Below are 22,635 nucleotides of genomic sequence, written 5' to 3'. Positions count from 1 at the left end.
TAATCATGAAAGCCTTCTACGCTGTTGAGCAAAAGCGTCACGATCCGAAAGCCTTTCTTTCCAGCGGTGCGCCGAAGCCAAACCCCGAGCAACCGGAGCGTGTCGAGCGCCTGCTCTCCGGCGCAAAGGCTGTGGGCTGCGAGATTATCCGTCCGAATAATCACGGTCTCGGTCCGATAGCTGCCGTGCATACGCCGGAATATCTGGAGTTCCTGCAGCACATCTATCCGCGTTGGCGGCGCATCGAGGAAGCTTCGGAAGAGGTCATCCCGAACATTCATCCGTTGACGCGCGACGGCCGCTATCCCGCGTCCGCCGTCGGGCAGGTTGGCTATCACATGGCCGATACGGCGTGCCCGATAGCAGAACACACATGGGAAAGCGTGTGCTGGAGTGCCTGGAGCGCGGTTGACGCCGCCGATGCGGTGCTTGCGGGCGAGGTGGCGGCCTATGCGCTCTGCCGTCCACCGGGGCATCACGCCTTTGCCGATGTTGCTGGCGGCTTTTGTTTCGTCAATAATTCGGCAGTCGCGGCCCAGCATCTACGGTCAAAGGCTGAACGCGTCGCAATCCTGGATGTTGATCTGCATCACGGTAACGGGACGCAAGGCATTTTCTATGCGCGTCCCGATGTGCTGACAGTCTCGATCCACGCCGATCCGTTGCGCTTCTATCCATTCTTCTGGGGCCATGCCGATGAACGCGGTGAAGGCGCTGGGCTCGGCTACAATCTCAATCTGCCTCTGCCACGCAAATCTGGCGATGACGAGTTCCTCGCGTCGCTCGATACGGCTTTCCGTCGTATAGAAGCTTTCGCGCCAGATGCGCTGGTGGTAGCACTTGGTCTTGACCCGTTTGAGGGTGATCCATTCGGCGGATTGTCGGTTACCACTGGCGGTTTCGGGCGCATTGCCGAAGCCATTGCAAAGCTTCGGCTGCCAACTGTCATCGTTCAGGAAGGTGGTTATCTTTGCGATGCGCTGGGCGACAATCTCACCGCTTTCCTGTGCGGCTATCAGTCGGTAGCGCGATGAGCGGTCTTGTGACTTTTATCGGCGTCGTACATCCGTGGATGTGCGACGTCATGGGACATATGAATGTCCGGTATTATGCCGGGATGTTCGACGATGCGAGCTTTCAGCTGTTGGGCCACATTGCCGGGAAAATCCCGGATGAGGGTTTCGGTTGGGCGGATGTGCGCTCGACAATGGAATATAAAAAGGAAGTGCCCGCCGGGGACTTGCTGACGATCCGCTCTCAGGTCCTGAAGGTGGGGCGTTCATCAATCACGTTTCGCCAGATAATGGCTGGTTCGCTTGATGGGGACCTGCGCGCCATCAATGAGACAACGTCCGTCTATTTCGACAAGATCGCGCGTCATTCACTCGAACTTGAGCCAGCAATGCGAGCGCGAGCGGAAAGGCTCATGTAGGGCCACAATCTGTTCGGCTAGCCGCAGGCATGATCTGCTGCCGAATGGCCGCTAACTCCGCTCATAACGCATAAGCGGACGGTCAGCGTCCGGCCCCATTGCGGTCGCAATGGACTTTGACGCTCATTGAAACTGGAACCTTTTAGGAGCCATATTGCGTCTGGGCAAACTAAGTCAATTTGGGATGGGACGGGTGTTACCAATCAAAGTAAAAATTATAATACCGGTTGTCGCTGCAACACTTCTACTCGCCGGATGCAGTTCTCAACCGTCTTTGGACAGTGAGCGTATCGTCGCTAGGCTCCAATCGAATGTTGGAGCGGTCGAAGCCTTTTCGGACATGTTTCCAGAAGTGTATTGGAACGAAATTTGTCACATCGAAGCATACGACAATGCCGTGCAAGCTTTATGGCGGCACGGCAGAGGTGACTTTCGTGGTTACGACGTCACACCTCGTTATCCTGTTCCAGAGGATGCCAACGGCATCTTGTTGATTGATCGCACCCGACGGTTCATCTATCTCATTATCATCCCCTTTAGTGACTATAAGCATGACATAAGGGTTATCAGGGGTCCGATCTGTCTGCCGAAAGCCGATGCATTCTATCGAACAAAAGTTGTGCCAGCGCGCAATGGCAGCTACCGAGAATTGACATTTATAGATAACCGAGAAGAATGATATCGGTCATCAGCGCGTGCGTTAAGGCCAATTGCAATGCAATCATATTTGCGCTGTTATCCAACGGGGTCGATTTCGTGTACTCGCCAGGTTAATGACATTGCAGACCTAAGCGGACGGCTCATTTTCCAGTGATTGACGAAATTCTTGACTGGCAATCTACGAGGAAGATTTGCCGACAATTATCGTTTGGTAGGTCGCCTTTTCGTTAAAGTAAGGGGCGCTTGATAAAGATCGTCATAAGAGTTCAGATCGTGTACCCAAAACTCGAATATACCTAATTGAGCATGCTCTTGCTGAAGAGCGAGAGCGAACAGCACATTTCAAGTCAGCGAATTTAGCCTTCCCCCGGATTCGATAACCCGTCCCGCCGTCATCGAGTTCATTTCGGCGTGCATTGTCACGAAATACGACATTTGCCGTATTGTTGGCCCTTTGCCGCCAGCGTAGATTTTTATTTAGTTGACTCAAGCAACCGGCTTTTTGTGGCTGTTTTTTTTGGCTTCGAAAGGCATAAATCTCCGCCGTTTGTAGAACTGGCGTATTGATTTTAAGCTTATACTGGAACATATTCCCCCGCTGCGCTGCTGAATTTGTCAGGTTTAAGTATTGGCAGTCAGGTTGAGGGGAAATCCAGACTTATAATGAAGTGTCGTGCGACACGTCATGACTAATCTCGTACGCGTGGCCGCGGCGTACAGAGATTGTGGGGCAGGTGCGGGACCGGGTGGGACTGTCATGAAAAACAGGAAGCGTGCGCGTGGGCATCGGTCGTCGGCGGGTTTGCCGGTGCAGTTTGCGGTTATGGCAGGTATCTACCTCGCGGTTGGTAGTTCCACAGTTTTTGCTGCTGACCCACCGCCCGCACCGTCGAAGACATCGGTGCCTGGTCAAACGGTAACAAATCCACTGACTGGGGAGGAGACCACCGTCACTGCATTGGTCGTTGACCCGGCAGGAACCGCGACAGCTGGAACGACTGCATTTGTTCAGACCCAGGATGGCTATACGTTCCTGGTAAAATCCGCTGGCGAAATTTTCTATAATGGCGACGCGCCGCCTGTCGCTTTTGCGGTCGCCTCTATTACCGGCGGTCAGGCTGTGGTCACCAGTGCCACTGCATCTGGAAGTGTAGAGATCCCGCTTGGTCAGGAGACCACAGATTTTGAAGCCAATTTCAGTGGTTCTGACACTCAAGGAACGCTCATTCCGCCGGTCGATGTGAATGGACCCAATGGCGTAAAGCAAGTCAACTACGGCAAAAATGGCAGCAATGGTCGGGCCGGGGCGCTGTTCGTTCCGCCGTCCTCAGGTGGGGATGGCGCGACCGGACCAACCAACGAGAAAACCTTAGCGACAAATGTCAACGCGACTTCCAATGTGGGTTGGGAAATCGGCAGCGTCGGCGGAAATGGCGGTAAAGGCGGTAATTCTTATGCCAGTTTCTGGAGCGGTCGCGATGGTGGTGATGGCGGCGCTGGCGGAACTGTTCTTGCGACGCAGGCCGCATCAAGCACGATTCAGACAAGCGGCGATAATCATTATGGCATATTTGCTTATAGCCGGAGCGGCGAAGCCGGAGACGGTGGCAGTGGTTATGCTGCACCTGGCGGCGGCACTGGCGGTCATTCCTCCAATGGCGGGCAGGTTACGGTCAACCAGTACGGTGCGATATCCACCAACGGAACGAATGCCCACGGCATCTATGCTCTGAGCGTCAGCAATAATGGCGGTCAAGGTGGCGATCAGTGGGGGCTTGTCGGTACTGCGGGCGACGGTGGTTATGGCGGGAATGGCGGGCAGGTTGACGTCAAAACCTTCGCCGGTGCGACCATCCTGACAGAGAAAGATTTCTCAAACGGCATTTTTGCACAATCTATCGGTGGTACCGGGGGATCTGCAGGGGCGAGCAGCAATCTGTTGGTTTCGCTCATAGGTAGTGCCGACAATGGCGGTAGCGGCGGCAAGGTTAACGTCACGAATGGCGGCACCATCGAAACGCACGGCGTGGCTTCACGCGGGATCATGGCGCAATCGATTGGCGGTGGCGGCGGCGCTGGCGGTACGGCGGCAGGTCTGGTTGCGCTGGCCCTTGGGGGCGTGGGCTCCAACGGCGGATCCGGTGGTGAAGTCAGCGTGACGAATGCGGGAACCGGATCGATCTACACGAAAGGCGATCTCGCCGATGGCATTATGGCACAATCCATTGGCGGCTCCGGCGGTCAGGGGACAAACGCCTACGGTCTGGTGAGCATTGGCGGAAACGGTTCGAAGGGCGGTAGCGGGTCGGCCGTTTCTGTTAGCAATCTTGGTCGTATCGTTACCGAAGGTGACGGCGCTCGCGGGATTATCGCGCAGTCGATTGGCGGCGGTGGTGGTGATGGCGGATCGACCGCAGGCATGGTCGCGGTTGGCGGCAGTGGCAGCGAGGGCGGTGCCGGGGCAGCGGTCAGCGTCACCAATGACGGTGTCATTGTCACGGGCGGCCAGGACGCAATGGGTATCCTGGCCCAATCGATTGGCGGCGGCGGCGGTAATGGCGGCTCGTCTGGTGCAGTAGGGGCTTTTGTTGGCGTTGCTATCGGCGGCACAGGCGGTAAGGGTGGTGCTGGCGGTCAGGTCAATGTGACGCTTTCCGACACAGATGCCAGCCAGCCTTCCCGGATTGTAACGACCGGCGACCGGTCAACCGGCGTATTTGTGCAGTCCGTTGGCGGCGGTGGCGGTAATGGCGGCGGCGCTGTCAGTGTGGCAGTCGGCGCTTTCGGTGCGGCCTCTATCTCCGTGGGCGGATCGGGCGGTGTCGGCGGCGACGGCGGAACTGCCATATTGGACGGTAGTGGTGATGCCGCTATCCAGACCGGTGGTGCGGACGCAGCAGGCATAATACTGCAATCCGTCGGTGGCGGCGGCGGTAATGGCGGTTACGCGGTTTCAGTCGCAGCGGCTGGAGGTCCGGTTTCGGGTTCTCTTGCTGTCGGCGTTGGCGGATCAGGCGCCGCAGGCGGTAAGGGCGGTGAAGTCCTTGTAGGCACTGTCGATGGAAGCGGCAATCTGGTTGCGCCGGGCTTCTCCGGAAGTGTTGTGACCACGGGCGAGCGCTCCGCCGGTATGATTTTTCAATCGGTTGGCGGTGGCGGCGGTAACGGTGGTCTCGCGGTGGCTGCAACGGGCGGCGGGTCTCTCCTCTTTTCCGGCAATCTGTCCGTAGGCATTGGTGGCTCAGCAGGGGCTGGCGGCAGTGGCGGACTGGTCCGTGTTTACACGGACTCCGATATTACAACACGCGGCAACAGCTCGTCTGCTCTGATTGCTCAATCGATTGGAGGCGGCGGTGGCAATGGCGGCGGTAGCATTGCAGCCGGTGTTGCGGGCAGCGCAGGCGTTGCGGCAAATATTAGTGTCGGCGTTGGTGGAAGTGGCGCAGGCGGCGGTACCGGCGGCGCAGTTGATCTTATCGCCGGTGGCGACCTGATCCGCACGACCGGTCAGTTTTCGACTGCGGTTGTTGCACAGTCAATCGGCGGTGGTGGCGGTAACGGTGGTTATTCAATCGCAGCGGGGCTTGCGGGTGGTGGCGCCGGTGCCGGAACTGTTAGCGTCGGCGTTGGCGGTTCGGCCGATGGTGGCGGCAACGGCGGCGCGGTGAATGCTCAGGTGGATGCCGTTGTTGCAACGGAGGCAGACGACTCCGGCGCAATTTTGATCCAGTCAATTGGCGGTGGCGGCGGTAATGGCGGGTTCTCTGTTGCAGCCGGTGGTGCTGGCGCGGGTGCCGGTGCAGGCGCGGTGTCTGTTGGACTTGGTGGTTCAGCTGGTGCTGGCGGCAAGGGCGGCGCGGTGACCGCCCTTATCAATAACGATGTTGGAACCCAAGGCGAACGCGCCGCGGGTGTCGTTATGCAATCGATTGGCGGCGGTGGTGGTAATGGAGGTTTCTCTGTATCGGGAACCTTATCGGGAGCGGGTGCTGGAAGCGGTTCGGTTTCGGTCGGACTTGGCGGTTCAGGCGGTAGCGGCGGCGACGGTTCCACCGTCACGGCAACTGTCGATGGAAACGTAACGACGGAAGGTAAAGACTCCACGGCCATCCTCGCGCAGTCGGTCGGCGGCGGTGGCGGCAATGGCGGATTTAATGTTTCCGGTGCCATGAGCGGCTCGGGCGTCGGCAGCGGTGCGGTCAGTGTCGGATTGGGCGGCAGCGGCGGTACGGGCGCAAAGGGCGACGCGGTCAAGCTTACCAGCAACGGCTATGTCTGGACGCAAGGAGATCGTTCGTCAGGCGTTGTCGTGCAGTCCATCGGCGGCGGCGGCGGCAACGGTGGCTTCGACGTCTCCGGTTCGATTGCCGGTGCCGGAACTGGAAGCGGAACGGTCAGCGTGGGCCTCGGTGGCGGTGGTGCGGGTGGCGGCAACGGTGGCGCGGCCAACGCGACATCTAACGGAGAGATTCTGACGGAGGGCTTTGCGTCATCTGGCTTCGTTGCTCAGTCGATTGGCGGCGGTGGCGGCAATGGTGGCTTCAATGTCAGTGCCGGGCTGTCTGTTGCAGGCGTTGGCGCAGGTTCGGTCGGTGTCGGACTTGGCGGTAGCGGTGCTGGCGGCGGTAATGGTTCAACGGTAACCGCCCACACGACGGCGAATATTGAAACGCGCGGCAATGCTTCAACAGGTGTCCTGGCGCAGTCGGTTGGCGGTGGTGGCGGTAATGGCGGTTTCAATATCACGCCAACGGTATCCGGTGCAGGTACGGGATCAGGTGCGATCTCGGTCGGTCTGGGCGGTAGCGGCGCTGGCGGCGGTAACGGTGGCACGGTCGACCTGACGGTTGAAAATGATGTGCTGACCCATGGTGCCCAATCGTCGGCAGTTGTCGCGCAATCGATTGGCGGCGGCGGCGGTAATGGCGGCTTCAATGTCTCGGCAGCCGGTGCCGGTGCGGGAACCGGATCGGGTGCAGTCGGTGTCGGTCTCGGCGGTAGTGCGGGAGCGGGCGGCACAGGCGGCACCGTTGGCAGCAAGGTCACAGGCAATCTCACCACAATCGGCGAAAACTCGACGGCTCTGCTCGTTCAGTCACTTGGTGGCGGCGGCGGTAATGGCGGCATGAATGTTTCGGCGACTGTTGCAGTCGCAGGAACCGGGGCCGGTGGTGCGTCTGTCGGCATCGGCGGTTCAGGCGGCGCAGGCGGCGCTTCGGGCAATGCCACATCGGTTCTCACCGGCGATGTCATTACGGAAGGTAATGGTTCTGGCGGCGTGGTCGTCCAGTCGCTTGGCGGCGGCGGCGGTAACGGCGGCCTCAATGTATCGGGAACAGTGACAGCAGCCGGTACAGGCGCTGGCGGTGTTGCCGTTGGACTGGGTGGCAGTGGTGGCGATGGCGGCAATGCGGCCACAGCAGACAGCACGATCAACGGCAATGTCCAAACGTCGGGCGATGATGCGAGCGGTGTGGTCGTCCAGTCCGCCGGTGGCGGTGGTGGCAATGGCGCAATCAATATCGCCGGTGTCGTCAGCCTTTCAGGCAATGGATCGGGCGCGGCCAGTATCGGCATTGGCGGCTCGGGCGGTGGCGGCGGCGATGCTGGGACCGCTGCTGGAAAAATGACCGGAAATGTCGTCACCCAGGGGGATCGTTCGGCTGGTGTAGTGGTTCAATCGCTTGGCGGCGGTGGCGGTAATGGCGGGATCAATGTTTCCGGTGCCGTTAGTCTGGCTGCGCAGAACAGCGGTGCTGTCGGCATTGGCATCGGCGGCTTTGGCGGCGACGGTGGTCACGCAGATACAGCGACCAATGATTTTACCGGTGATGTGGTCACGCTTGGCGTGGATTCGACCGGTGTGCTGGTTCAGTCAGTTGGTGGCGGCGGTGGCAATGGCGGTATCAACATTAGTGGTGCGGTCAGTATTGCGGGCAATGGTTCAGGTGTTGCAGCTGTCGGTATTGGCGGTTTCGGCGGTTCTGGCGGCTATGCTGGCGATGTCACCGGCAGCTATTCAGGCAATGTCTTCACGTTCGGCGACCGTTCGTCGGGTATCGTCGCGCAAAGCCTTGGCGGCGGCGGCGGTAATGGCGGCATCAACATTTCCGGCGGTCTTTCGGTCGCGCCACAATTTTCCGGATCTCTTGGATTAGGTATCGGTGGCTTTGGCGGCGATGGCGGTGTTGCAGGGCCTGTTGATCAGACATTGATTGGCTATGTGCAAACACTGGGCGACGAATCTATCGGTATTCTCAGCCAAAGTCTCGGCGGCGGCGGTGGCAATGGCGGTCTCAATGTCAGTGGCGCCGTTTCCCTGTCGCGTCAGACAAGTGCGGCAGTAGCACTTGGTCTGGGTGGATTTGGCGGTGCGGGTGCTGATGCAGGGGCTCTGACGGCTTCGGATGTGACCGGCGGCGTCCTCACAATCGGCGACAGAAGTTCGGCCATTGTGACGCAAAGCCTTGGCGGTGGCGGCGGTAATGGGGGGATGAATGTCTCCGGCACGGTCAACCTCACGCAACAAAGTGGTGCTGCAGCATCGCTCGGCTTGGGCGGGTTCGGCGGCGGCGGCGGCAATGCGGGCGATGTAACAAGCAAAGTCCGTGTAACGGCTGACCATGACAACATCACCACCATTGGTGATCAGAGCATAGGCGTGATGGCACAGTCGGTTGGCGGCGGTGGCGGTACGGGCGGCCTGAACGTTTCAGGCGCAGTCAGCGTCACGGGGCAATCGGGCGCGGCAGTATCACTCGGTCTGGGCGGATTTGGCGGCGCGGGCGGCAATGCCGGGTCTGTTGATCTCGATGTTATCGGAACAGTCAATACATTCGGCGACCGGTCTACCGGCCTGATGGCTCAAAGCCTTGGCGGCGGCGGCGGTGTCGGCGGTACCAATATTTCCGGTTCTCTTGCTTTGACCAAGCCGTCCGGATCAAGCACGATCTTTTCCGTTTCCGCTGGTGTCGGCGGCTTTGGCGGCGGTGGCGGCGATGCGGGAGCTGTCAGCCTTTCCTATACAGGCGCGCTGACCGCTCTGCCGCGCACCATTAATAGCGATGGCAGTGTCACGCTCAATGAAACGCAAGGCGCGGATGGTCTTGTTGCGCAATCCATTGGCGGCGGCGGCGGTGATGGCGGCCTGAATGTCAGCGGTGGCGTTGCAATCAGCAGCAAGCCCGGCGAAGGCCAATCCGATAACAGCAAGTCCTACGGCGTGCTGATCGGCGTTGGTGGCTTTGGTGGTGTCGGTGGCGATGCGGGTACGGTCGATGTCAATGTCGGGGATGGTAGCACCATCCTTGCCCATGGTACGGGACGTTCGGGCATCCTCGCACAGTCCATTGGCGGCGGTGGCGGCAATGGTGGCATGAATGTTTCTGGCGGCATCGTTTCGGATACATCGCTGATCGTCGGTGTTGGCGGTATGGGCGGCAATGCGGGCCGCGCGGACAATGTCAGCGTTACCGCGCGCGCCGACATTCAGGTCACGACGGATCCCAGCGATTTCGGAAAACCGACCGACCAGAGCTTTGAAACAAAACTGCGCGATGTGTTGGGTAACTCGGTGGTTGACACCACAACAGGACTGGTCGATTCATTCGGTCTCAAGTCACTGTTCGTCGACCTCGGATTGTTTAATAGCCATGACAAACTACCTGACACTGAAGGTTCGGCTGGTATTCTGGCCCAATCCATCGGCGGTGGCGGTGGCAATGGTGGGCTGAACGTCTCAGGCGGTATAGCCCTCAGCAAAGACGGCAAGATCCCATCCATTACATTCGGTGTTGGCGGCTCGGGTGGCGCAGGCAACGTATCGGGCGATGTCAGCGTTGACCACGAAGGCACGATTGCGGTCGAGGGTAACTGGAAGCACGGCATTCTGGCGCAATCTATCGGTGGCGGTGGCGGTAATGGCGCGCTCAATGTCAGCGGACAGTTGAACTGGGGCAGTTCCAACAGTTCCGGCGGTGCAACAGATCTCAGCATCGTTGCAGGTCTTGGTGGCTATGGCGGCGTCGGCGCCGATGCTGGTAATGTCGATGTTGTTTCAAACGGCGACATCTCAACGAACGGCTATCACTCCCGTGGCATCTTTGCCCAGTCGGTCGGCGGTGGCGGCGGTACTGGCGGTATCAATGTAACAGCAGTCGCGACCAAGGACAGCACGCCGGTCGGTATCGGCATTGGTGGTACAGGCACCAGCGGCGGCAATGCAGGTAATGTCACTGTCACGCGAGGGACTTCGCTTCAGTCGGCGGGACTGATCCTGACCGACGGCGTTGGTGCGCATGGTATCGAAGCAAGCAGTATTGGCGGTGGCGGTGGCGATGCCGGGGTCAACGCAGTTCTCGGTATAAGCAAAACCACTGGCTCCGGTAGCGATAGCGGTTCTGCTGGCGACCGCAAGGAAACCGTCAATAACGGTGTGGATTCGTCAGCGGTTACCGGCATTACGGACACGCTTGATAAGGCCGAAACCTCGACCGGTGGGGGCGGCAGCGGGAGCAATAAAACTGTCAATTCCGCAATCATCGCGGTCGGTGGTTCTGCGGGCAATGCGGGCAATGGCGGTCAGGTGGATATCAGCCATTTTGGCGATATTGTTACCCTTCAGGACGGAAGCTACGGCGTCTTCGCACAATCGCTTGGTGGCGGCGGCGGTAACGCTGCATTTAATGCCGGGCTGGTCTTTGAAACGGGAGATGCTTCCAAGAACAAGGGTTTCGGCATGGCTATCGGCGGCGGTACGGGCGCTGGCGGCACAGGAGGTAATGTCACGGTTGATAATACCGGCATCGTTGATACGTTTGGTGATGACGCGCACGGCATTTTCGCGCAGTCGGTTGGCGGCGGCGGCGGTAATGCCGGCTATAACGTGCTCTCCACAGGTGGCGAAGATGGCAATATCGGCATCACCATCGGACGTGTTGGCGGTACTGGCGGTTCCGCTGGCGATGTCACGGTCAGAAGCGACAGTCTGATACGTACACAAGGCGACCGATCGCATGCTCTGTTTGCGCAGTCGATCGGCAACGGTGGCGGCAATTCCTCAGCAACATCAGTTTCCTTGACGACACCGAAAGATGGCGACAAGACCGGTAGCAGTTTCTCGGTCAGTGTTGGTCTGGAAGGCGGTCAAGGCGGCACTTCAGGCAATGTGTCGGTCGAAGCCGATGGCTTGTTGTATACGCTTGGCGACGACTCGCATGGCATCTTCGCGCAGTCAGTTGGCGGTGGCGGCGGCAATGGCGGCGGTGCAACCGGCTCCGCCGGGAAGGCCACGTCCTATTCGTTGAATATTGGCGGCACGGGCGGAAGTGGCGGTACGTCTGGCGATGTCGATGTGGCGAGCACTGCGCGCATTGCAACTGAGGGCAGCGGCTCGATTGGTATTCTGGCCCAGTCCATTGGTGGTGCCGGTGGTACAGGTGGCTATGCAAAAGCGGGCACATCTCCGCTTGGTATTATCAAGAACCTGGTTAAAGGCACCGAAATCGGCACAACGACCTCGATTAATATCGGCGGTTCTGGCGGCGATGGCATGTCTTCGGGAGATGTCACCGTCGCAAATGGCGGCGTTCTCACTACCCTTGGAGATGGCGCTCATGGCATAATGGCGCAATCTGTTGGCGGCGGCGGCGGCAAAGGCGGCTTAGTCGAGAATACGATTGTCAATCTTCGCTCGACCATTGCCAGCACGTCGACGCTTGCAATTGGCGGTACGGGAGGCACGGGTGCCGTTTCCGGCAATGTCAGCGTTACGAACACCAGCGATATAGGTACGCAGGGCAAGCAGGCGGCGGGCATTTTTGCCCAGGCTGTTGGCGGCGGCGGGGGTGACGCTCAGCATGTTCGCAACATCATTGCTGGTAGTGATGCCGATAACAGCACACGCAATGCGCTGTTGATCGGTGGGGCTGGTGGTACTGGCGGTGCCGGCGGCACTGTGGACGTTTTCAACGCCTTTGACGCTAGAATTATAACTGATGGCGACGAAGGCCACGGTATCTTCGCCCAATCAATTGGCGGCGGCGGCGGTAATGGCGGTGAGGTTCTTTCCGTTACGGTCACCAAACCTGCCAGCACGGCCAATACGGAACAGGGCTTGCAGCTCGGTATCGGCGGGGCTGGTGGCACGGGCGGTACCGGCGGTGCGGTCAATGTCGTCAATGACGGCCTCATTGTTACCCGTGGCGACAAGGCGCATGGTATCCTGGCTCAGTCCATTGGCGGCGGCGGCGGCAATGGTGGTTACTCGATAACCGGTAGTCTGGCCCTGCAGAAGGGAACGGAAGCCAATCCTACCATGGCGCTGAATATCGGCGGTTCTGGTGGCAGCGGTAATGCGGCTGGCGATGTCACAGCTACCAACACTGGCGAAATCAGCGTATCGGGTGCGCAGTCTTATGGCGTGCTGGCCCAATCTGTTGGCGGTGGCGGCGGCAATGGCGGCATGGCGGTTGCATTGTCGCTGAATGATCTGGTCAATCAGGCGAGAGGCCAATCCTACTCAAAGATCGCTATTGGCGGCGCAGGCGGCGATGGTGCGGACGGTGGGAATGTCACGGTCAACCACAGTGGCACGATCCGTGTCAGCGGCGAGAACAGCTATGGTATTTTCGCGCAGTCGGTCGGTGGCGGCGGCGGCAATGCTGCGCTTTCAATCTCCACTCCGGCCGCCATGGCGGCAGATTACGTTATCTCGACAGTACTTGGCGCACGCCTTGGAACACAAGGCACCGCAGGCATAGTTACGGTCAACAGTACTGGCGACATCATTGTCACAGGTGCGGGCAGTCAGGCCATATTCAGCCAGTCGGTGAATGGCGGCGGCGGCAATGTGGATACATTCCTCGATTTCGCGGCGGCTTCTGAAGAAGGCGCGGGCGGCTCATCAGTCGCTTCCTTGAGCAGCTCGTTGTCGCTGGGCGGCAATGACGTGGATGGAAATGCAGGAGCATCGGTGAACCAGACGCACCACGGTGATATCGTCACTACGTCTGATCGTTCGGCGGGTATGTTGCTCCAGAGCATCGGTGGCGGCGGCGGTATGTCGACGACGACACTCGGCGCGCTCAGCAATGGTGATATCGCCTTGAGCGCGATGCTGGGCGCAATCAACACAGATGATGCTTCAGGCGGCGATCTGGTTGCCAACCGTGTTGGTGATGTCACGACACTCGGCAATCTTTCCAGCGGCGGCCTCGCGCAATCTATCGGCGGTGGCGGTGGACGCATGATTATTGCAGGTGCATCAGGTAACGGAAGCTCCGGTCAGCGCAAGGCAGTGGTTACACTCGGCGCTGATCCTTCCTTCCGCAACAATGGCGGCGATATCACCCTAAACCTGAGCGGCATAGTCAGCACGCTAGGCGATAATGCCAGCGGTCAGATCGTTCAGTCCATCGGTGCAGGTGGCGGTGAAGTCTATCTGACCAGCCTCGATCAGGCCACGATTACCCTTGGCGCAAGCGATGGTTCAACGGGCGATGGCGGAGCCATCACCCTCCAGAATAGCGGCGATATCACGACAACAGGTGACCGCTCCCACGGCTTCGTTCTGCAAAGTATTGGCGGCGGCGGTGGTCTGGTTGGAACGGATCTGGCGCCATCGGCAGTCAATCTGTTGCTGTCGGATAATAATGGCGGTAGTGGCGGTGCAATCGATTTCACCAATAACGGCAACGTCATGGTGACGGGTAAGGACTCGATCGGCGTATTGGCACAAAGCCTCGGCGGCGGTGGCGGCAGTGTTGATGGTTTGTTTCATGGTAGCGCTGGCGGCGCAGGCAGTGGCGGAAGCCTTGCGCTTGATCTGACAGGAAATATTCTGTCGCTTGGTGAACGCGGCATTGCCGTACTGGCACAATCTGAAGGCAAGGACGGCGCAGGTAATATCGATATTGCACTGAATGGCGTTATTGTCGGTGGCAGCAACGGGCAATCTACCACTAGTCTTGTCTCCGAAACAGCAGCCATCATGATCGATGGCGGGATGGCCAATACACTGTCTCTTTCTTCCGACAGTTTCCTGATGGCGCTCAATAATCGTATCATCAGCGGGGGAAGCGGTTCCGAACAAGTGACGCTGAATGGCCGCGCGGTTGGTAACATCGATCTCGGTAGCGGCACCAACAGCGTAACGGTTCAGCAAGGTGCGACCTTTTACGCCCAGGATGAAGTTAATCTTGGCGCGTCGGGTCAATTGACTATCGACGGCAATCTGTCTCTGGGCGGCGTCGCTTATTATGTGCCAAATACAGCCTTGAGCGCCCGTATGGCTGCTTCGGATCTGCAGGTGACCGAAAATGTCAGCCAGACGACTGTAGTCAACGGTTCTTTGACATTCGGCAGCACGGCGGCCTACACGGCAGATGTCTATTTCCGTCAGGATACAGCCGCTGGCGGCGCGAGTGATCTGATCAATGTCACCGGCAATGCCACCATTGCCGGCACAGTGAATCCGGTGCTCCATCAGTTGGACCGTTTACGTCCGCTGGTGCTCATCAATGCAGGCGGAACAACCGCCAATGCTGGTACGACGGTGCTTGGCACGGCGGTTATGAGCTATGAAATCGGGTTGAATGGACCGACTGGTGACGGCAGCACGATCGACCTCATCCCGCATGCCGATTTCCATATGCCCGGCATGAACCGCAATCAGACCAATACCGCAGAACATATCGCACGGGTGCTGTCGGGACAGGGTTCAACCAGTATGGGACCGATGTTCGCACTGATTGCCAACATGCAGACCAGTGCCGAAGTCCTCAATGCGGTCGACAATCTTGGCTCGGAGGACTATGCCACGACGCAGGTTGACGCCTTGCAGTCCGGCTATCGCTTTGCGCGAACGATGGCTGATTGCGGCTACGACAATTTCGCAGCCCGTATGGGAGATGATCATAGCTGTTACTGGTTCACAGGTAGCGCCAGCACGTTGGATCGCAACGCCTCGTTCCAGTATAGAAGCTTCGATACGCAGACCGCCGGTCTATATGCCGGTGTTCGTATGCCTCTCAAGGAGGATCTCTATCTGGGCTTCGGAACGGGCTTTGAAGATTTCAGTCTGACGAGCGGTGACCGCTTTTCGGCAGACGGCCAGCGGGCAATGCTGGGTGTATCTCTGTCGAAGTATAAGGGTCCGTGGGAGCTTTACGGCATTCTCAATGGCGCGACAGCGCAATATGACAGCACACGTCTGATCGATATTTACGGCGCTTTGCCCGGTGGGGATCTCGTGATCGGGGGAACGGCGACCGCTAAGCAACGGATCAGCCAGGCCAATTTCAGGCTAGGATCCGCCTATCACTATCGACCCGATGGTGGTGCCGTCTATCTGCGACCTGCGCTCGATTTCGATGCCAGCTATCTTTATTCGGGCAGCGCTTCGGAAAACAACACCAATTACGGGTTGGAGCTGGACAGCACGGGTCAATGGGTGTTGGCGGCAACGCCATCGCTTGAAGTGGGCGTCGAGACACAGATCACCAGCACATTGTGGATGCAGGCTTATCTGCGTGGCGAGGTCAGCTTTGCCAATAAGAATGACGTCTTCATCAACGCAACCTTCGCCGGTGCGAGCAGTGCGGACGGCACATTCCGCAATTATAGCCAGACTGGCGATCTGACCGGACGTGTGGACACTGGTCTGACTTTCTATGATGCCAAGAACACCACACGTTTGACCTTTGGTTATCAAGGCCAATGGAGCGACGACACGGTTGGTCACACGGCCACTGTGAATCTGGGCCTGCGTTTCTAGAATATTCGTTAGAGAAGAGAGACCATGAACCGACTGACTGCAACGATGATCGCTATGACTGCAATGATGAGCTGCGGTTCTGCTGCTGCCTTGGCGCAGGTTCCGCCAGCTGCGGCGGGCGATACGCAACAAGCTGACCAAAACGCCGCTCCGGCGGCGCCGCTCTGGCTGATGACATGCTCTAATCAGTTGCAGCCGGAACAGCTGCTATGTGAAGTTTCGCAGAGCATCGTTATGCGACAGGGCAATCAGAGCCAGCGTGTGGCAACAGCATCGTTTACCCGTGTTGCCGGTAAGCCTGAAACCGCAGCTGCATTCACTTTGCCCTATGGGGTAAGCCTGACCGATCCTGTCAAAATTCTGATCGATGAAAAGCAGGTGGGTTCGCTCACTTGGCAAAGCTGCGATGCGGGTGGCTGCTATGCTGATGCGAAGGTCGATGCTCAATGGCTGAAAGCACTGCGTGGTGGAAAGACCATGACAACGGCGCTCAAGTCACGAGATGGGCGAGATCTGGCATTTTCATTCCAGCTCAACGGCATTTCAAAAGCCGAAACCATGTTACCATAGTCTTTGCGGTCTACAAGAGGATACCCTCGCGCAGGTGCAGCACTTGACATGGTCCTTCCGGGCAGGGCAGCGGGCCGATGATAGTCCTGAATCGATTAACAGACCTAGTTTGGCAAACTTTCTATAGCCCGCGAGTTCGATTGCGCTCGAACAGATTGCGTTGCGAATGGAGTCGGCAGCGAAATCCCTGACTGGCAATCAGATGGCTTGATCAGCAGCCAGGGACGACACGTGTATCAACTGACAACCAGCGACATAAGCACAAATTCCTTTCAAGACAGGTTCCGGGCACTGCGCCGCAGCCAAGTGGGAGGGGACCGCCCATCAACGAATTCGCAGAAACTCGTCGTCGGATACGGTTGTGGTAAAGAAATCCATCACGGCTCGTATTGCTGGAACTTTGCGCAAATCGTTGTGAACCGTAAGCCAGATATCGCGGGCAAAGAATGGAACGTTGTTGCCGATCCGAACAAGGTCGCGATCTCGTTCACCTATAAAGTCGGGCAGGGCCGCTACTCCCACGCCGGCCCGTGCTGCAATCAGGTGCTCACTTGAATGCGTCAGTTCACAGGCCACCTGCCGATCTCCAATGATGTCGAGTAACCATCCCTGGGCTGGCATGTCCGGATAGGTCTGGTCCCAGGCGATGAACTCCCAGCGCTCCGGGACGGATAAATGCTCATAAGATCGTTGGGCGTAGAGACTGAACGCCATCTTTCCAATTTTACGCGCCACGCTGTTTGTCTCTTTTGGCTGGACAAATCGTAGGGCGACGTCTGCCTCGCGGCGGCTGAGTGAAACTACCCGACCTTCTGCCGAGAGCGAAAGTCGAATGTGAGGATATTGTTTTCTGAAACTGTCCAGATGATTGGCCAGCAGATGGGTGACCAGAGCAGGCGGCGCGCTCAATGTGACGCGTCCAGAAAGGGGAACTCGTGCAGCCGTCGCCAAACGGGCAATGGCAAGTGCGCCAGCTTCCATCTCGACTGATCGCTCCAGAACCAGTTTACCTGCCTCTGTAAGACGACACGATCGGGGCAGGCGATCAACAAGACGTAGTTCCAGCGCAGTCTCGAGGGCGGCCAGCCTTCGGCTGACGGTCGCATGATCGACCTTGAGGCTCCGGGCCGCACCCGAGAGCGTTCCATTTTGCGCCACAGCGATGAAATACCGGATATCTTCCCAATCGATCATTTTACCATCTGTGCGAAATCTCAAGGTATGTTTGCATATTTGCCGAATATCTGCACATAGTAAACCAGTTTAAGATGCCGGGCAGTATTGAAGTTAATTCTATGGAGAATGGAATCGCTATGCTGTCAGATCGCCTGAAAGTTGGGATTGTTGGCCTCCAACCCGAAAGAAGCTGGGCTGCGCGAGCCCATATTCCCGCATTGCGCGCCCTCTCCGAGACTTTCGAAATTGCAGGTGTCGTCAACTCGACCAAAGCCAGTGGAGAAGCTGCTGCGGTGGCATATGGCCTGCCTCGGGCTTATGCAAATGTTGCCGAGCTTATTGCCGCGCCAGAAGTCGATATTGTCACGGTTACAGTGAAAGTGCCTCCGCATTTCGAGATCGTGAGATCAGCGGTTGAGGCTGGAAAACATGTTTACTGTGAATGGCCACTTGGGAACGGTTTGTCCGAAGCTGAAGAAATGGCGAGGCTTGCCCGCGCAAAAGGTGTTTTGGGTATTGTCGGGACGCAAGCGCGGGTCGCACCTGAGATCGAATATCTGAAATGTCTGATCGAAGATGGTTTTGTTGGTGAGGTATTGTCGACGACCCTGGTCGCTTATGGCGGTGCCGCACTGGGAGCTGCGGCCATTCCGAACAAGAAGACCTACGGCTACTTGCTCGATAATGCCAACGGCGCAACTCTGTTGACCATCCCGTTTGGGCATACGATTGCAGCGCTTGGGGACATATTGGGCCACATTGCGGAACTTTCTGCTGTACTGGCAACACGTCGTCCTTACGTTCTCACAGAAGATACGGGAGAGAAACTGCCGGTTTCATCGCCCGATGAGGTCCTCGTAAGCGGTATTCTTGTCAGTGGTGCGCCGATCTCAATTCACTATCGTGGCGGTGCCCCAAGGAACGGCGATGGCTTGCTGTGGGAAATTCATGGCACGAGAGGGGACATCAGAGTTTCGGGCTCGTCCGGCCACACTCAAATGGTACAGCTTTCTCTTTCGGGCCTTCAGGGTGACGAAAAGGCAATGCGTCCGCTGGATGTACCTGCCTCCTGTCGCCTCGGTTGGCCATTGGCGACTGAAAGTGGAAATGTCGCACGCGTTTATGCGAGAATGGCAAGCGACCTACGTAATGGCACCAATACAGCGCCAAGCTTCGCGGACGCAGTAAACATCCATCGGGTCATTGATGCGATAGAACGAGCCGCTGAAAGTGGTGAGCGGGTGAAGCTGATATGGTGATTGTTATTGTCGCGGCACCGAAATGGGTCAGGAGCTTGGGTAAGTTGTTGAGGCATGGGCTCGTTCAAATGAATTTCCGGGTGAGCCAGCCGGAGATGCGGCCCTACATTCGTCTAAACGAATGTAGGGCCAATTTGATCCTCCTTGAACGACCTTAGCTACCTTCGGCAGCCCGGAAATTGCAAGCAAACCGACGAGAATGCCGGCGGCGACCAGCCAGAATGCAAGCTGAGTGCTTTCTGAAATCGCTTCGGCTAGGGCCTCTCCCTCCAGATCGCCCAGATGGCGAATTGCGATGGCGATCAGGGCGGCCACACCGTTGGAATTGCCGATACTGAGCCTGGTGGACGCCATGCCTGAGGCGGCGACCTGTTCCTCTGGAAGGACGCCAGTGGCGGCAGTCCACATGGCCGTCCAAACAATGCGCTGGCACACACCGAAATGATACGGCCCAAAACGATAACCAGACAGTTTCTACCGATTTCAGCGTCGGGCACTATTGAAGCGGCGCCGACCAAATTGCCCGCGACCAGTGTGGCGCGAATTGAGAAACGCCGTACCGCCCGCTCACCGAGCTGTGTGCCGATGCCGATGACGATGGACAGAACAAGCTGTTAGTAACAAGTGGCGAACGGTTTCCCAGCCTTGTCATGCCTTTAATGAAGGCAGGGTCCGGTCAATTTGGACTACGCGTCGGATATTTCCAGCATAGCATGTTAGAGATTTGGTCGACATCATTCTGTTCTGAGGCAAAACATGCAACTTCGCTTTCTTAAGACTTTCACGGCAGTTGCGAATACACTCAACTTCACGCGCGCAGCTGAACAAGTGCATCTGGCTCAGTCGAGCGTGACCGAACAGATCCAGGCCTTGGAGGCTGAACTTGGCGTAAAGCTCTTCGACCGGTCGCGCAGAAAACTCAAGCTCACAGCAGCGGGGCAGCGTTTGCTCGGCTATGCAGCCGAACTGAGCAACCTGGCTGACGAAGCATATTCCTCGGTTGCCAGTACTTCAGCCGACATATCGGGAAGTCTCGTCATTGGTGGACTTGAAACCCTTTGCGCAACCTGGTTGCCAGAAGTAGTAGCGGAGTTCAGCCGCAGATATCCTGCTGTGGAATTGACACTTAAGACAACAGACAGTGGTGGCCTTCGCAATGGAATAAAACATGGCGATCTGGACGTGAGTTTCTTTTTCGGAGATGGGTGGGCAGAGAAAGGTCTACGGAGCGAGGCTGTGACTGAAGAGGAGTTGTTGGTTATTTTACCGTCCAACCATCGATTGGCTGGGCGGGAAGCAATCAAGCCTGCGGAACTCGCCGATGAAGTCTTTCTGGTTACACCGCCCGGCTGCGTTTATAGGAAAATGTTCGACGAGACTTTCGCGGCAACGCTGCCCGCACTGCCGAAAATCGCCGGAGAGTTCGCAAGTATCGGCTCGATACGGGGCCTTGTTGAGGCAGGCGTCGGCTGCGCATTGGTGCCCCGATCGGCTCTCGCTGTCCAGCCAGCCCGTGTAGTGGTCGTCCCTTGGCTGGGCACGGCCAGGGCAACATCTGTTACAATGATGTGGCGACACCGGCGTGTAGATCGACCTGAGACAAATGCATTTTTGGCCATTGCCAGAGAACTTCTTCGCAATCAGACCAGACGCTGACCACCATCGACGTGGACCACTGTTCCGGAGATGAAACCATTTCGCATAACCGATTCAATCGCTTGTGCGATGTCGCCCGGTTGCCCGATCCGGCCGACCGGCAGCCGTTTGGCCATCGTATTCAGCACTGCGATCTTTCCTTCTCCTGCGACCGAATCCCAGATTGGTGTATCGACCCATCCGGGGGAAACCGCATTCACGCGTATCGGCGCAAGTTCAACGGCTAGTGCGTAGACCAGAGATTCAATTGCGCCGTTGATTGCAGCCACAACCGAGCCTTTTGGCGCTGGCCGATATGCGGCGATCCCGGATGTGAAGGTAATAGATCCAGCGGCCTTGAGGTGCGGGGTACCGTGCTTTGCCAACAGAAGTGGTGCCACCACCTTTGAATCGATAACGCGGCGTGCGGTCGATATGTTCATCTCGGGCAAAGGCACGTAGACGCCGCCCACATCTGCAGCAGTGGAGACGATATGATGCAGTACGCCAACCGATCCAAACAGGCGCACCACTTCGTCTTCTCGCGTGACATCTGCGGCGGTTGTTTGCAAAAGTGGTAAATTACCGAGCTTTTCGCGGGCTTCGGAAAGCCGTTCAGATGATCTGCCGACAATAGTCACTCTGGCCCCCGCCGAGAGCAATCGTTCGGCGAGCGCAAGTCCCATTCCAGAACTGCCACCAACAACCAGAACATGCTCATGGGCACTTTTTTCTTCCACTTCGAATCTCCCTCAATTTGTTCATCCGCGCAAGAAAGTGCGCTCTGATGTCTGAAGGTAGCCGCCGCGATCCTGACAAGGAAATGGAAACATACGATAGTTTTGATAGGAGAATCCGATGGAACGAGGGATTTAAGAGTACACGCACCGCCGAGAAGTTTCCTCTCAACGAAAGTCCATTCGTTCAGTCCTGTGCGGAATTTCTAGACTGGCAATCAGTGCGTTTGATGTCCACGCGGTAGCAAACCAGACGAAAGCATGATTTCGACTGAGGATTGTCTCGGGCGCCCTATTACCATTGTAAATAGGAAACGGCTCGTGCTGACGGTCAAAAATCGGTCCTTTAATGTACCGCTATAAACCGACGAAAGCACATCATGGTGCTCTTCACGCGATATGGTGATATTTAGCAGTGAACAGTTCATCACATTGTTTGGCGAAGAACCGGTATGGCGGGCGATTATCCAGAATTTCAATAAGGGAAAACACTTCACGCATTACGTGGATCTAAGGGATTGATATCGTGTTCTGAAATATTAATATTCTTTCATGACTTTAGAATGGGTTGCCTACGATGGAAAAGAATAAAGACCAAATTGGCTCTGATCGACTTGGTTCGGCTTACGCCAGACATCGCATTTTGTTGTCGGTAACACCTGCTTCGCAACCACAACTCGGCGAAACCGATCTCGATCCACGGGATTGGCTCGCTGCAATTGTTGACGGTTCAGACGACGCCATCGTTAGCAAGGATCTGAATGGCATTATTAGAAGCTGGAATAGAGGTGCCGAGCGCCTATTCGGTTATCATGCCGAGGAAGTCATCGGAAAGCCGGTCACGATCTTGATACCAGACGATCGGCTTGACGAAGAACCAGCTATTTTAAGCGAAATTCGAAAGGGAAACCGAGTCGATCATTTCGAAACAATTCGGAAGCGGAGAGATGGTACGCCAATCGATATTTCATTAACGATTTCACCTATTCGAAACACAACGGCGTTATTATTGGTGCATCAAAAATTGCACGCGACATCAGCGAGCGCTTGGAGGCTCAAAGCCAACAAAAGCTCCATATGGGCGAAATGCGTCATCGCGTGAAAAATTTGTTCGCTCTGGCAAACGGAATCGTCTCATTGAGCGCAAGATCGGCTACGCAGGTTGATGAGTTTCGCGAGGTGGTTCAGGCGAGATTGGCCGCACTTGCCAGGGCGCATGAACTGACGATGCCGACATGGGATGATGCCGATGTTACGATCTCGTCGGTCCCGTTGCAGAACTTGTTACATACTATTCTAGGCGGCGTGGACGAATTGGTTGACGAATTGATCGAAGCTTGATTCAAGACTGCTTTTTGGAGGCAGTCATGAGCCGAGGCGATCTGAGCGAAT

Annotated in this window: 12 protein-coding genes; 9 read left to right on the top strand and 3 right to left on the bottom strand. The window is 57.2% G+C overall.

The window, feature by feature from the left end; all coding sequences use genetic code 11:
- Positions 1–5 precede the first annotated feature (5 nt).
- The 5 genes from FHW00_RS20205 (at position 6) to FHW00_RS20185 (ending at position 16,436) form a co-directional block, all read left to right on the top strand.
- Positions 6–1,034: a histone deacetylase family protein gene (locus tag FHW00_RS20205; protein WP_078340553.1), complete on the top strand. Its 1,029-nt coding sequence runs from the start codon at positions 6–8 to the stop codon at positions 1,032–1,034.
- The gene (locus tag FHW00_RS20200) at positions 1,031–1,432 is read left to right on the top strand and encodes an acyl-CoA thioesterase (RefSeq protein WP_182514689.1); all 402 of its coding nucleotides are present in this window, start codon (positions 1,031–1,033) and stop codon (positions 1,430–1,432) included. Before FHW00_RS20205 ends, FHW00_RS20200 begins: the two co-directional genes overlap by 4 nt.
- Positions 1,433–1,586: 154 nt before the next feature.
- Positions 1,587–2,111: a hypothetical protein gene (locus FHW00_RS20195; RefSeq protein ID WP_139364434.1), complete on the top strand. Its 525-nt coding sequence runs from the start codon at positions 1,587–1,589 to the stop codon at positions 2,109–2,111.
- 738 nt (positions 2,112–2,849) lie between these two features.
- The gene (locus tag FHW00_RS20190) at positions 2,850–15,866 is read left to right on the top strand and encodes an autotransporter outer membrane beta-barrel domain-containing protein (RefSeq protein WP_182514691.1); all 13,017 of its coding nucleotides are present in this window, start codon (positions 2,850–2,852) and stop codon (positions 15,864–15,866) included.
- Between the two features lie 24 nt (positions 15,867–15,890).
- Entirely contained in the window at positions 15,891–16,436 is a 546-nt protein-coding gene (locus FHW00_RS20185; protein ID WP_078341263.1) for an invasion associated locus B family protein, read from the top strand.
- A 324-nt stretch (positions 16,437–16,760) separates the two neighbouring features.
- Here the strand turns inward: FHW00_RS20185 and FHW00_RS20180 are convergent, their stop codons facing one another.
- On the bottom strand, positions 16,761–17,630 hold the full coding sequence (locus FHW00_RS20180) for a LysR family transcriptional regulator (protein ID WP_078341262.1): 870 nt from the start codon (positions 17,628–17,630) through the stop codon (positions 16,761–16,763).
- A gap of 101 nt (positions 17,631–17,731) precedes the next feature.
- Between FHW00_RS20180 and FHW00_RS20175 the strand changes: the two genes are divergently transcribed.
- Positions 17,732–18,871, top strand: coding sequence for a Gfo/Idh/MocA family protein (locus FHW00_RS20175; RefSeq protein WP_445558032.1), 1,140 nt, complete (start codon positions 17,732–17,734; stop codon positions 18,869–18,871).
- Positions 18,872–18,898: 27 nt separating this feature from the next.
- On the opposite strand, the gene FHW00_RS20170 is transcribed toward FHW00_RS20175, so the two are convergent.
- On the bottom strand, positions 18,899–19,279 hold the full coding sequence (locus FHW00_RS20170) for a hypothetical protein (RefSeq protein WP_139364461.1): 381 nt from the start codon (positions 19,277–19,279) through the stop codon (positions 18,899–18,901).
- Positions 19,280–19,627: 348 nt separating this feature from the next.
- On the opposite strand from FHW00_RS20170, the gene FHW00_RS20165 reads away from it, so the two are divergent.
- Positions 19,628–20,527 carry a LysR family transcriptional regulator gene (locus FHW00_RS20165; RefSeq protein ID WP_078341259.1) on the top strand — a complete coding sequence of 300 codons (900 nt, stop codon included), beginning with the start codon at positions 19,628–19,630 and terminating at the stop codon, positions 20,525–20,527.
- Here the strand turns inward: FHW00_RS20165 and FHW00_RS20160 are convergent.
- Positions 20,512–21,246, bottom strand: coding sequence for an SDR family oxidoreductase (locus FHW00_RS20160; RefSeq protein ID WP_078341258.1), 735 nt, complete (start codon positions 21,244–21,246; stop codon positions 20,512–20,514). The two genes, FHW00_RS20165 and FHW00_RS20160, sit on opposite strands and share 16 nt — an antisense overlap.
- Before the next feature lie 574 nt (positions 21,247–21,820).
- On the opposite strand from FHW00_RS20160, the gene FHW00_RS20155 reads away from it, so the two are divergent.
- Positions 21,821–22,345, top strand: coding sequence for a PAS domain-containing protein (locus tag FHW00_RS20155; RefSeq protein ID WP_445558031.1), 525 nt, complete (start codon positions 21,821–21,823; stop codon positions 22,343–22,345).
- A gap of 35 nt (positions 22,346–22,380) precedes the next feature.
- Complete coding sequence (locus FHW00_RS24615; protein ID WP_445558030.1) at positions 22,381–22,584, top strand: HWE histidine kinase domain-containing protein; 204 nt, start codon at positions 22,381–22,383, stop codon at positions 22,582–22,584.
- Positions 22,585–22,635 lie beyond the last annotated feature (51 nt).

The sequence above is a fragment of the Ochrobactrum sp. P6BSIII genome (assembly GCF_014138065.1).
Taxonomy (GTDB): Bacteria; Pseudomonadota; Alphaproteobacteria; order Rhizobiales; family Rhizobiaceae; genus Brucella.
The sequence above is the reverse complement of the archived record's forward strand: the minus strand, read 5'-3'. Positions and strand labels throughout refer to the sequence as shown.